The organism is Paenibacillus sp. SAF-068 (assembly GCF_051967555.1).
Lineage (GTDB): Bacteria > Bacillota > Bacilli > Paenibacillales > Paenibacillaceae > Paenibacillus.
In genome coordinates, this window is the sequence record NZ_JBQCJX010000005.1 from 267,823 (window position 1) to 280,675 (window position 12,853).

Annotated in this window: 9 protein-coding genes and 2 tRNA genes; 3 read left to right on the forward strand and 8 right to left on the reverse strand. The window is 47.9% G+C overall.

Translation table 11 applies throughout. The features are described from left to right. Window positions 1–188 precede the first annotated feature (188 nt). Complete coding sequence (locus ACTHPG_RS23960; RefSeq protein ID WP_440391856.1) at window positions 189–2,162, reverse strand: methyl-accepting chemotaxis protein; 1,974 nt, start codon at window positions 2,160–2,162, stop codon at window positions 189–191. Between the two features lie 233 nt (window positions 2,163–2,395). Between ACTHPG_RS23960 and ACTHPG_RS23965 the strand changes: the two genes are divergently transcribed. Continuing rightward, a complete protein-coding gene (locus tag ACTHPG_RS23965) occupies window positions 2,396–3,829 on the forward strand; it encodes a serine hydrolase (RefSeq protein ID WP_440391857.1) in 1,434 nt (477 codons plus the stop codon). A 319-nt stretch (window positions 3,830–4,148) separates the two neighbouring features. On the opposite strand, the gene ACTHPG_RS23970 is transcribed toward ACTHPG_RS23965, so the two are convergent. The 4 genes from ACTHPG_RS23970 to ACTHPG_RS23985 all read right to left on the reverse strand — a co-directional run bounded on the left by ACTHPG_RS23970 (window position 4,149) and on the right by ACTHPG_RS23985 (window position 9,687). Continuing rightward, a complete protein-coding gene (locus tag ACTHPG_RS23970) occupies window positions 4,149–5,720 on the reverse strand; it encodes an MBL fold metallo-hydrolase (RefSeq protein WP_440391858.1) in 1,572 nt (523 codons plus the stop codon). Then, window positions 5,717–7,387 carry an ABC transporter permease gene (locus ACTHPG_RS23975; RefSeq protein ID WP_440391872.1) on the reverse strand — a complete coding sequence of 557 codons (1,671 nt, stop codon included), beginning with the start codon at window positions 7,385–7,387 and terminating at the stop codon, window positions 5,717–5,719. Before ACTHPG_RS23975 ends, ACTHPG_RS23970 begins: the two co-directional genes overlap by 4 nt. 130 nt (window positions 7,388–7,517) lie before the next feature. Then, the gene (locus ACTHPG_RS23980) at window positions 7,518–8,591 is read right to left on the reverse strand and encodes an ABC transporter substrate-binding protein (protein WP_440391859.1); all 1,074 of its coding nucleotides are present in this window, start codon (window positions 8,589–8,591) and stop codon (window positions 7,518–7,520) included. Between the two features lie 79 nt (window positions 8,592–8,670). Continuing rightward, window positions 8,671–9,687, reverse strand: a complete 1,017-nt coding sequence (locus ACTHPG_RS23985) for an ABC transporter ATP-binding protein (protein ID WP_440391860.1) — start codon at window positions 9,685–9,687, stop codon at window positions 8,671–8,673. A gap of 199 nt (window positions 9,688–9,886) precedes the next feature. Between ACTHPG_RS23985 and ACTHPG_RS23990 the strand changes: the two genes are divergently transcribed. Next, window positions 9,887–10,813, forward strand: a complete 927-nt coding sequence (locus ACTHPG_RS23990; protein WP_440391861.1) for a LysR family transcriptional regulator — start codon at window positions 9,887–9,889, stop codon at window positions 10,811–10,813. A gap of 128 nt (window positions 10,814–10,941) precedes the next feature. Further along, a complete protein-coding gene (locus tag ACTHPG_RS23995; protein WP_440391862.1) occupies window positions 10,942–11,802 on the forward strand; it encodes a hypothetical protein in 861 nt (286 codons plus the stop codon). A 107-nt stretch (window positions 11,803–11,909) separates the two neighbouring features. Here ACTHPG_RS23995 and ACTHPG_RS24000 read toward each other — a convergent pair whose 3' ends face one another. The 3 genes from ACTHPG_RS24000 to ACTHPG_RS24010 form a co-directional block, all read right to left on the reverse strand. After that, window positions 11,910–12,515: a short chain dehydrogenase gene (locus ACTHPG_RS24000; RefSeq protein ID WP_440391863.1), complete on the reverse strand. Its 606-nt coding sequence runs from the start codon at window positions 12,513–12,515 to the stop codon at window positions 11,910–11,912. A gap of 179 nt (window positions 12,516–12,694) precedes the next feature. Then, window positions 12,695–12,765 (reverse strand) — tRNA-Gly (locus ACTHPG_RS24005). Window positions 12,766–12,778: 13 nt separating this feature from the next. Beyond that, window positions 12,779–12,852 (reverse strand) — tRNA-Pro (locus ACTHPG_RS24010). Between the last annotated feature and the right edge of the window lies 1 nt (window position 12,853).

The window sequence follows — 12,853 nt, forward strand, 5'->3', positions numbered from 1 at the left end:
ATTTTATAATTTCGTTTATTACATGTCAACATGACTGGAAAAAAACCTGTGTTTGAGGACATAACAGATGCCCCATATTCAATAAAAAAAAGACCGCAGGGTCACAACCCTGCAGTCTCATCGCAGAAAGGGCTTTTCAGCTCCTTCTTAGACAGTTATCTTCACTCATTGTTTCAATACAATTGCTGTTACAGCTTAAACCGTTCAATCATGCTTTGCAGATCTTCAGCCATACGTGACAATGCTGCCGAAGATGCTGCAACCTCTTCCATTGTGGCCAATTGCTCTTGAGCCGCCGCCGATCCATCTTCCGTTCCAGAGGCAATTTTATCTGACAGAGCCATTGTATCACTTACTGCCTTGTTGATATGACTCATGCCGCCATCAATCTGACGGGAAGCCGCGGATACTTCTCCAGCTTGTGCAGCCACCAACTGAACCGCAGTGCGAATGTTCTGGAATGCTTCGCCCGCTTCGATAACCATCTGCGAACTCTTCACCATACCTTCTCCCGTACGTGCAAAGGTGGATTGTACTGCATTGGTTTTCTGCTGCATCTCATGCATAAGCTCATTAATGCGCTCTGCTGAAGCGCCTGAACTGTGAGCCAGTGACTTCACTTCGTTGGCTACAACAGCGAATCCTCGTCCTTGCTCGCCAGCTCTTGAAGCTTCTATGGATGCATTCAATGCGAGGATGTTTGTCTGTTTGGCAATGGCCGTAATCTCGGCCACAATTACAAGAATCTCTTCATTTTTCGCGCGCAGATCCTCAATGACCACAGACATGGCCTTGCTCTCATCATTCACCTGCTGAATGTGGCTAACCGCTTCTTCCACGGTAACCATACCCGCTTCCGACTTGGTGGAAGCATCGAGAGCGATACGAGCGGTGTCTTCAGCACTGGATGAGATTTCTTTGACTCCGATGGACATTTCGCCCACAAGTTGGCCTGTAGCAGCGAGACTATTGTTTTGCAAAGTCGTTCCTGCAGCTGCATCCTGCATCAGTTCAGCCACCTGTTCTGTAGCTTTGGACGTCTGCTCGGAACTTGCCATCAGCTCTTCCGAAGATGCTGCCAGCTGGCTTGAAGTATCATGCACCTCTCCAAGCACACTACGCAGTGAAGTCGTCATCGTGTCGAAGCTTTCTCCAAGCAGTCCGAACTCATCCTTGCGCTGCAAGCCTACACGAACGGTCAGGTCACCTGCACTTACTTGGGATGCTGCCTGTGTCAATTGCAGTAATGGGCGATGAATGCTGCGGATAATGAAAACAAGCAAAATCAACCCGATAACCATTGCAGATGCCACAATTGTAATGGAACGAATCAAAATAGGCATTACGGCTTCCGTTGCTTCGGAAGGAACCATCTCGCCAACAATTTTCCAGCCTGTCACCGGATTGGTGAAATACACAGCTTCCACTTCGTGACCATCATATGTATACTTCACGGTTCCGTTTTCTTTCGTATACATCTCATTAATGTAAGGTTCATCCGACTGTGTACCGGATTCAATATTGTAATGGAACAGGAACTTACCCCCGTTATCTAGCATGTACAGTTTTCCTTCTTTACCAATACGTATCTGATCTACGGATTCTTTCAGATGATTGAGACTGACATTGGCCCCGAATACCCCTTTGCCATCAGCCAGCTTGGCCGCCGCGGTCACAACCCATTCACCCGTCGAAGCCGATTGGAACGTATCTGAGATTACAGGTTCATCCTGAGACATGCCCATCTTATACCATGAACGCTCTCGAGGATCATAATTTTGTTCCTCGGATTCTGGGGATTTCATCCAGCTGCCATCGTCCGCACCTGCGGTGAGTACACCCAGTTCCTTATGATTCTGAGACATCCGATCCATCTGCCTTTGAAGCGCAGGGGATTTGTTAATAACATCGTTTGAAGTCATACCCGCAGCCATCTGTGCCGCGTTGTCCTTCTCCATTTCAAGCATTTGATTTATCTGCAGACTAAGCATTTCTGTTTTGGCCTGTGCGGAACGAATAATTTCCTGCTTAACCTGGTCAGCAGCTTTTTGATAAGACAACCAACCCACGGTAATGCTCGGAACAATCAGGAACAGGAGCAATGCAGCGATCAGGCGTTTTTTTACGGTTAAAGTAAACCAGTTTCGAATCCTTTTCTTCATTTAACTATCCCCCATCATAATCTTCACCCATCCTTTTATCGGACAATCGCTCTAAAAATATTATGTATAGATACTAAATTAGTACAAATTTAATTTAGATGATCCAATTAGATGATATGGAATATAACCGCTAATCGTTTTGACCCTCCAAGCGAGATCGTTTACAATGCTCATAAGTTGTCTATTCATGAAACGATTGGAAGGGGAGGATTCACATCTTACGTAAGTCACACGTGCAACAACCTGTTTCCACGGTATATTCATCCATGTTCCGTATCCTGTTAGCGTTCATTCTGTGCACAGGCCCGATTCTGGGACAAGCCGGTATCACGGCATCCGCAGCCCAGGCAACGCAAGCAGTTCACATTGAAGTGAATGGTGAGCAGCAGTCCTGGAAGAACGCACCACTTATCATCAAAGGCTCAACGTTTGTTCCTCTGCGGGATGTGGTCACATCCGTTAAAGGTACGTTGAAATGGGATAATCGCACCAAGACAGCCACCATTACCGTTGGCAGAGACAAACTGATCCATCAGTCTGGCAGCGATTCCATTAGGGTAAACCAGGTCAATCTGTCTACAGGTGTGAATTCACGTACAATTAACGGTACGTTGATGGTACCTGTCCGGGCCATGGCTAATGCAATCAAGGCAGACATCAAGGTCCAACGCACAGCTACAGGACAGATGAGCGTAAATATGGTCACGGATCAGGTCAGTCTGCTGAACAGCGAAGTTACCAGCGTGGATACATATCTCCGCGAGATTAACTATCCAGGTATGGCGCTAATTGCCCGCGATGGCGAGGTTCTGCTAAAACAAGGCTACGGACTTGCGGATGAACAGACGCTAAATCGCCCAGATCAGAAGACCCGAATCGCATCGCTGAGCAAATCCTTCACGGCTGCGTCCATTCTGAGTCTCGTGGAGGATGGTAAGATTCAGGTGCAAGACCCAATCTCCAAGTATATCTCGGGTATACCGAAGGGAGATCAGATCACACTGCATATGCTCTTATCCCAGACTTCAGGTCTGCCATCCGCATTTGGTCGGAGTGAAGGAACTTCCATGGAAGAGACTGTGGAAGAGATTCGCCACAAAACGCTGAAGTTTGAACCAGGGAGTGCATATCTATACAGCAACAGCGGGTATGTTTTGCTTGCCTACGTGGTTGAACAGGTATCCGGCATGAGTTATGCCGATTATGTACAGCAGACGATACTGAAACCACTTGGCATGAAAAATTCAGGAGAAGCTTCCCGTAAAGTGCATACGATTAGTGGTTTTGTCCAAAAAGATAACGCCTGGGTAACTGCCCCTTATTATGTCTCTCAATCCGGATCAGGCACCATCTATTCCACGGTAGACGATATGCTGAAATGGGATCGTGCACTGTATACGGACAAGATTCTAAGCCAAGATACGATTGAACAGATGTATGAGCCTTACTCCGATAAAAACTATGGCTACGCCTGGATTCTCAAAGAGAAAGGCACCAACCGTACCCTCTTCCACAACGGTAGTGGCGGTGGGTTCGCTACAGCCTTTTCACGTAATCTGTCTGATGATATCACCATTATCCTGCTTGGCAACCACGCAGGTATGGACATGACTTCACTTTTGGATGAAGTGGAGGCCAAGACAGCCCAAGCATTGCAATTACAATAATGTTATTTTCATAAAAAGTAATAAGAGGCGATCCTTCAGCAGGATCGTCTCTTTGATTTGATTAAAAAAGAAACATTTTTCATTTTTACCATTTATATTATTTAGGTATATTCTGGGATTATTAACACCGTTGTTTCAATTTGCTGAAGTGAACAGCCTGGATATATTGGTGGCCGATACAGCCGTTGATAGCTTGATGGGTCATGCCGAACTTGAGCACCCCATTCATCGCAAACCCTGAATAATCACACGCCAATGGAAAAAGAACGCCCCCAGGGACGCTCTCAGATAACGTGACAATTCAATTCATGTACAATTCTCACACATATAGCTCGTCACCCGCAGACAGTGAATGTATAACTGTTTCCGGTGACGGGCTATTTCTAAGCAAACTGTCTTTTAATCTGTCCGTCTCTGCTCGATCAGCATGCACAAGGACCGTATGCCTTGCTGGAACCCGATGCAGCATCTGCTCGACATCCTTCCAGCCCTGATGCACTTTATAGCGAATTTTCTGTACTTCACATGCCCCATACTGGCCAGGTACCCGTAATAGCTTATCAGCAAATGTGCCGTGAGCAACATGCCCGGTGAGCAGAATCAGATTCTCCTCCCTGTCCGAAAATTGACTATAATACCAACGTGCAAGGGATGACTGCATCATTCCATCTGGAATGAACCATAGCGACGCAGCATGATGTTCCAACAGTCGTTCCCGCTCTTGGGTGGTCGTAGGCAGATCCCATCCTCGTCCGGTCAGAAAGCAATCAATTTCGTCTTGCAACGAACCTCCGGTGACATGCTCTCCCTGCTTCCTCAACCAGTATGGAACATGCATAAGCTGCTTCATGCCGTCCATTAACCCTTGTTCCATTACAATTGGAACAGCCGGGAATTGTTGCTGTGCCCACAGTATGATCTCCTGTCCACGCCCCACGACAGGCATGGGTAAGAGCACCTTTCCACCTTGAGCAATCGTGTGGCGAATGGCTCGTTCGAGCTGTTCCAGTTTGTCAGCCTGTGTATCCTGGTCCGTACCATAGGCAGCATCAATGATTGCCAGATCCACCAATCCGAAGGAAGATATTGCTGCTACGTTTGCTCTGCCTGCTCCATCTGCTTCGTTGGATGTGAAGTTTCCCTGCTTCATGGATATTCCCTTGGATACGAAGGTGTTTGACGATATCTCTGATGCAACAATTATCCGTTCCTGTGAAGCTATGAATTCTCCAGCCTTTTGCCCACCATTCCTAGCGATTATTTTCTCCGTACCCCACTGTTCGCTGTTTGGAACATTGAATACCGGATTTTCACGAAGCATGCTTTTCTGCCAGAATGCCTCCGCTGGACAATCCTCCTGTAAAAGCATCGATTCGGATGTGTAGTCTCCGGAATAGAAAATCCGCTTAGCTTCCATCTCAAGTCCAAACCACACCGATCCAGCAAGATGTCCACTCCGTCCCCACATCACTTTTACTTCAGGAATTGGTTCGAACCAGGTTTGGGATACCACCTCATCCTCCAGATACCGATAACGAATAGCTTGCTCATCTGCTTCATCATAAGGAAGTTCTTCGCCTACACGCTCTGCAAACCTACGCCAGTTGGCAAAATACGTACGCAGTTGTGCCCTCGTCTCCCTTGTCGTCCACACTTCACCCTGGTAGCCCATCTTATACAACAATGGGATGGCAACCGAATGATCCTCATGGGCGTGAGACAAGAGGACTGCGTCCAGCTGTGGAACAATCTCCGGGTTAATCAGCGGATACTGGCCCGTGCCTTCTTTTTTGACACCACAATCCAGCAAAAGGCGAAACTTGCTCCCGCTCAGGAGATAGGCAGAACGTCCATGTTCCCCTGCCCCGCCCCATACGTTTAGTTTGATCATGATGCATTCCACTTTCTCTTTGAATTCAGCATTTCGATTCCAAGCAGCATCAGCACTGTCATGCCTACGGTAACTACGGCCATCGCCATTCCAAGCGATACCTGACCTTGTTCAAACTGGGCAAAAATATACGTCGCCGACGTCTGCATGGACGGCGGGAGAATTAACAACGAACCTACCAGCTCTCGGGTAGCAATCGTAAAGGTCATCATCCAGCCGGCCAGCATGCCTGGCAGGATCAGCGGAATCAGGATACGCCGCAGAATATACAGCGGCTTCCCGCCAAAGACTTGCCCAGCCTGGAACAAGGTTCCGTCAATCTGGGTGAAGCTCGATTTTACATATTGCACGGTGTAAGGCAAGAAGAGAACGACGTACGTGAGCACAACCATGCCATAGGTGTTATACAACGTCACTGGCATCCAGGGTGAGTTCCAGAAGAGAATCAGACCCACAACCATCACGATACCTGGGACGGTATTAGGCAACAGACTGAACAAGTCAATCACACGCTGCATGAATGAAGATGATCTGCCGATCGCAAGCGCAAATCCCGTACCGATAATAACCGCAACAGTTGAAGCCGCGAGGGATAATCCCAGACTGTTCCCAATGGCCTTCATACTCACCGATCCCCAAGATAACAACTCTTTGTAATGATCCAAGGTCAGATTATCAAATGCGAGTCCCGATCCCCTTAGCTTCATGGTCGAAGCCGCAATGATGGAGAAATACGGGATACCCACCGACAGGATCAACAGAATCGCAAGATATACCCCGCACAACCATCCTGCTCCACCACGAAGGGAGTATCGCTTCGAACGTTGCCCTTTGCCACCAACCAGACGATATGTGAACTTCCGACTCATGGCAGACTGCATATACCACATCACCAGACAGACGGACAGCAGCACCGATGCCAGTGAAGTCGCCTTGCCGAAGTCAATCGGCCAACTGGAGATGTACTTATGAATTTCGGAGGTCATGACATAATAGCCAATTTTGCGCCCGAAGGTTGCCGGTGTTCCGAATTCCGCAATCGTTTTGACAAAGACCAGCATGATCCCCATGCCGTAGGACGATAACAGTAAGGGTAAAATAATGCGTCTGAAACGGTACCCTGCACGTGCACCGTGCACAGCCCCCGCTTCTTCCAGATTGCCCCCGATGCGGATCAGTGCATCACGAAGCAGCAGATACAGGAATGGGAACAGGTGCAGGCTCATGATGAGCACCATGCCCCAGAAGCTGAAGAACAGCTCACTCCAGCCTACAGATGAGGGTACCCACTGCTGGAGATACCCCCCTTTTTGCATAAACAGAATCCAGCCCATCGAGCCGATATACGGCGGGGTCATGAATGGAATCATCAGGATTACATCCACCCAGCGATGCTCACCCATCCGGGTCTTCGCCATCATCCAGGCCAGCGGCAGCGCCAGCAACGTGGTTACCGCTACAACGCAGATGCCAAGCCAGACGGAATTCAGCAACACACCAGATAGATGATGACCTGTAATCGTGCGAATCGGAGCCATCCATTCCCACTGTCCGTTCACATACACACTTTGCCAGAAAATCAGCAAGAGCGGTACCCCAATGCTTATGGTCAGCAGAAAGAGGGCCAGAATCACGCCCACTCTCCGAAAAATTCGGTTGTTGTCCATTACAACAGGTTTCACTACGTTCACCTCACATGACTTTCCACAGACAGCAGGTACGATTTAGACGAGTAGAAGTATTTTGATCGATACCTTGCTTATTGAAAGACGCTTTTTTGAATTTACGCAAAAGTACCTATTTAAACGTCTCGGAGAAACGCGCTGCTGTCTCTTCGCCATGTTCGCTCATCCAGTTCCAATCCACTTTAAGTTGTGGAATATCCTTCACATTGGCACGGTTAGTTGCTTCAATATCTTCGCGGCCCGGGATCAGATAAGCATCTGCAACAAGCTTCTGTGCTTCATCAGACAACAGGTAGTCAATGAACGCTTTGGCATTCTCTACATTCGGACTGGATTTCAGAATCGCTGCCGGTCTTGGGCTGATGACCGTGCCTTCCTCAGGGTACACGATATCCAGTGGTTCACCTTTTGCCTTGGAGGAATACGCCATGTAGTCCACACCTGCGGCTACGATGCTTTTCGCACCTGTAATGACCGGATCAAGGGCTTCCTGGTTGGCTCCTGCCATCGCTACTCCATTGGCTTTGTAAGCACTCAGCAGATCCCATCCTTTTTCACCATTCGCACTCAGGTATCCTGTGATGAAGTCGAGTGCCGAACCTGATAAGGTAGGGTCGGGAATGTTCACTGCATCTTTCCACGCTGGCGTAGCAAGTTCTGCCCAACTTGTTGGCGGTGTAGATACCAGTTTGGTGTTATACACAATACCCAGTGCGGAAGCACTGCTGCTGAAATAGTTGCCTTCTGCATCCGACCAGTCCTTGTTCAGCTTGTCTGCATTAGCTGCTTCCGGGTAAGGCATCGTCAGTCCATCGGCTTTCAAAGCCTGTGCTGAGGGTAACGAGGCCAGGATTACAACGTCTGCCACCGGATTGGACTTCTCGGCTTCCATACGAGCCAGAATTTTGCCTGTCGTTCCCTGAAACATCTCGACTTCGATCCCTGTTTTGTCTGTAAATCCGCTCACAATGTTATCGGCCAGCTTCTGTGGGCCAGCACTGTACAATACCAGTTTGCCGCCAGCCGGTTTTGTTGTTTCTGCCGCTGCTGCCGTGTTTCCTTCACTTGCAGGTTGTGCCGCATTGCCAGTGGTCGGGTTCCCTGTACTACATCCGAACAAACTGATACTCATAACCGCCGTTAATAACAGCATTGCGCTCTTTTTCCGTGTTTTCATCCCCAACATATTCATCCATCTCCCCTGGTTTCTGATTAAGTTGTTCAACCTGTACTGCTCTTGATTGAGTGCATACATCTATTCCGTGCTAATTAGCTACTGCGATAACTTCTCGGTGATTCACAGTTTCGCCATCCTGTCCATCCATGCGGCATATCCGCTCGGGAACAACATATAGCTGGACCTTCTCTCCTACGCGTACTCTTTGGTTCACATAGGCTGTCCATACGCCCAGCCCTTCCATCTGCACTCGCACTTCGTAGCGTTCACCTACATAGCTGACGCTGAGTACAGTTCCCGGATAACACAGATCGTCATGACCTGTTTTGTTCCAGGTCACATGCTCTGGACGCACCATCGATTGATTAGGCGTGAGCCAGTTGGACTTTCCGATAAACGAAGCGACATACGGATCACTTGGCGCGGAGTAGATCGTTTCCGGGCTACCCTTTTGCAATACCCGTCCCTTCTGCATCACCACAATCTTATCCGACATGGACATCGCTTCAATCTGATCATGTGTGACGTACAGCGCAGTTAGCCCCATGTCCCGAACCAGCGACATCATCTCGATCCGCATCTCTTCCCGAAGCACAGCATCCAGTGCGCTTAGTGGCTCATCGAACAGGATCACACCAGGTCTGACGGCTACGGCTCTGGCAAAAGCAACCCGTTGCTGCTGTCCACCAGACAGCTGATGCGGATAACGATCTTCCATACCTTGCAGGCGAACCATGCCAAGGGCTTCATTCACCTTCTGCCGCAGATCGGATTTTTGTTTTCCGGCCTTCAGGCCAAATGCTACATTTTCATATACGGTCATATGCGGCCATAATGCAAAATCCTGAAACACCATGCCCAGATTACGCTTGTGTGTCGGTATATCAATCCGCTTCGCCGCAGAATAGATACACTGACCATCTGCACGAATCTCCCCCGCATCCGGCTGTTCCAGCCCGGCCAACATGCGGAGCAGTGTTGTTTTGCCACAGCCCGATGGGCCGAGCAGTGTCGTGAACTTTCCATGTTCAAGTGTTAGATCTGTCGGCAGCAGTGCGGGTGTTTGATTAAATGATTTCTGAATTCCCGTGATCTCTAATTTCATAAGCATCCCTGCCTGTCTTCTGTTACTTGATCTCTTTTGTTACTTCATCCCTTGCACTGTTCTCAGTCTAACGTCCGCTTTCGCGAGTTGTATGTCTTGTATGTAAAATTGAAATTAACTTTTTAGATGAATTCTGTTGATGTTCATAGATTAAATCTATAGTAGGTGAACTAATAGAAGTGAGAGGAGTGTTGGGACATTGAATCTGATCAAACTGCAAATTGTTGAGCTGATCGACAAGCATCATCACATGACAAGCGTGGCCGAGTTACTTGGGATCAAACAACCCACTGTTACATTTCATATGAAGTCATTGGAGGAAGAGATGGGCGTGCGATTATTCGAATCACGCAGCGGCAAGACCTTTCTAACCGAGGCCGGACAAGCCCTGCTCCACTATTCCGTCAAAATCAATGCTTTGACCCAAGAGGCAAGACGCGTAGTGAAAGAATATGACAGTCTCTATCGGGGCACCCTGCACATTGGGGCAAGCTATGTACCGGCTACATATCTGTTGCCCAGCATACTCAACACCTTTTCTCAGGAATTTCCGGGCATTCGTATCGTCTTATCCGTCAAACCATCACCCGTTATTCGCGAGATGTTAATTCGGCAGCAGATTGATCTGGGGGTGATCTCTTCGGAGCCATTTGTCGGACCCGCTCTGCAAGCTGAGACGTTGTGTGAGGATGACTTGGTATTAATCTGCTCTCCGCAGCATGAGTTGGCCCAGAAGGATGTATTGACACCTGACCATATCGCGCAGATTCCTTTTGCCTTACATGGCAATGAATCCAGTACTCGGCGGCTGACCAACCAATGGCTCGTGCAGCATGACATTCGTTTGCGGAGTACGGTGGAGATGGATTCCCTGGAAGCAATCAAACAGCTCGTGTTAATCGGGGGGCATATCTCGTTCATGTCTCGGATGGCGGTACGGTGGGAGGAGATGCATCGGCTCATTCAGGTTCTTCCCATTCCCGGAGAACAGGCACCGCGGCATATATACACCGTACATAACAAGGACCGCCATCCCTCAGTTCAGGTAAATCGTTTCAAAGAAGTGCTGCGAGAGGTGAGCCAAGAGTCCCCCCTTTCTATGGTGGATTGCCCTGATCCTCTATAAACTATCGTTTGCCATTCATCAAATCTATGCAGGGTTAACGCAATGTGCCTTCCCCGTTAATCGCGTTCAGATACTCAGACGATAAAGTGGGAGCTGTACGTTAATCCAGATTAGGAGAGTGATTGGTTTTGAAAAAGTGGAAAAAGGTAACCGCCTCATTCATGCTGAGCATCGTAACATTGGGAAGTGGATTGACGTTTCTGGGAGCGCCCCAGGCCTCAGCTGCTGCCAATGCTGTTCCTGCTTATGAAGTAAAGTTTCTGGCCAAGCCGGAACTGGTGCTCAATACAGATGGGACACCACGCAGTGAAGTGATTCAGACCCTCGGCCTGAGTTCCACGCCAAGAAACATTAACGTAGAGTATTTTGACACCAATGCGCTCGGACTGGATGAGCAAGGATGGAATGTTCGTTTTCGCAAGAAGGATGATAAAAACAATTACGAGTTGACCTATAAAAAACGATACCCTGTCATCAATGGTGATATCAACGCAGCGCTGACACTGGCTAACCAAGAAGGGTTCGATAAATCGGATGATAATTACGAGGCGGAGATCGATTGGGGATATGGCAAACAAACGCTGAGTTTCTCCAACACGAAAAAGATTGATACCAAAGCAACAGGTGTTCAGCTTCCTTCAGATCAAGAAGCCTTGAACATGTTACTGGACAAGCTTCCTGGCAAATTGAAAAACTGGTCTGCCTCCAACTGGGGCAAGCAGCAATTGACTCAATCCCGCGCATATGGCCCGATTACATTCCAACGATATGAAGGTACATGGAATGGTCAAGAGCTTACACTCGAAGTATGGCCGATCCGTGATGCAGCAGGTACAGGTACTGAGAATATCGTAGAAGTCTCTTTCAAAACCGAGGATGCTGTAGCCGTATCCGGACTGCGTACCCAACTGCTGCAATTGCTGGAAAACAACAACTGGCTGATTCCTGCCGATGGCTTGAAGACACAGACCATTTTGGAAAGATACTAATCGTTAACTCTTGCCAAAGAACAAGCTCCTCTTCCTGCGTACATCGTAGGAGAGGAGCTTGTTTTATTCTTGAAATGGTTGTTTGATATCGGAATCCCTTTTAATAATTAATAGATCTTAAAGGTCTGGGCAGTTTCGATACCAAGTGCACTCTGGATAAACGTATTAGCCACTTTCTCTACAGGTACGGGATTAAATCCAATAAAGAAATCCTTATATTTCTCCGCCGACTCTACAAACAGATTAGGACTAACCGAATTCAAACGAATGCCTCTGGGCAACTCAAACGCTGCCGCTTTGGCAAACGCATCAATTGCTCCATTAACCATAGCGCTTGATGCCCCCCTCTCAATAGGGTGATCTTGTATAATGCCACTGACCAGTGTGAAACTCCCCTTGTCGTTAATATAGTGCTGACCAATCAATACGATATTGACTTGTCCAAGCAGTTTTCCCTGCACACTAATCATATTATTCTCAGGTGTCAGTTCTTCCAGTTTCGCATAATGGGTCTGGCCTGCTGCCACAATGACGTAATCAATGTTACTCACCGTTTCAAAGAGCGAAGTAATACTCTCTGTCGACGTCATATCCACCTGCACATCCCCGGATTGTCTCCCTGCTGTAATAACCTCAACGGAATGATCTCTCAGCTTCGCAACAACAGCTTTACCTAGTGTTCCATCTCCGCCAATGACCAGAGCTCTTTTCATTACGGTTCGCCCTCCTTTATAAAGACGGTACATCAGATACGATTTGTTCTATTTATTTAAACAAAGATTCCCTCTTTAATCAAATGAGAATTGACCCTCATTTATTAGGAATACAATTATTTTTTTAATGCAAAAAAAGCCCTTGCTATAAGCAAAGGCCTTTCTGTATGTTACTCGGAAGCGGGTGATGGGAATCGAACCCACGCTATTAGCTTGGAAGGCTAAAGTTCTACCATTGAACTACACCCGCAAAATAAAAAAAATCGGGATGACACGATTTGAACATGCGACCCCCTGGTCCCAAACCAGGTGCTCTACCAAGCTGAGCTACATCCCGA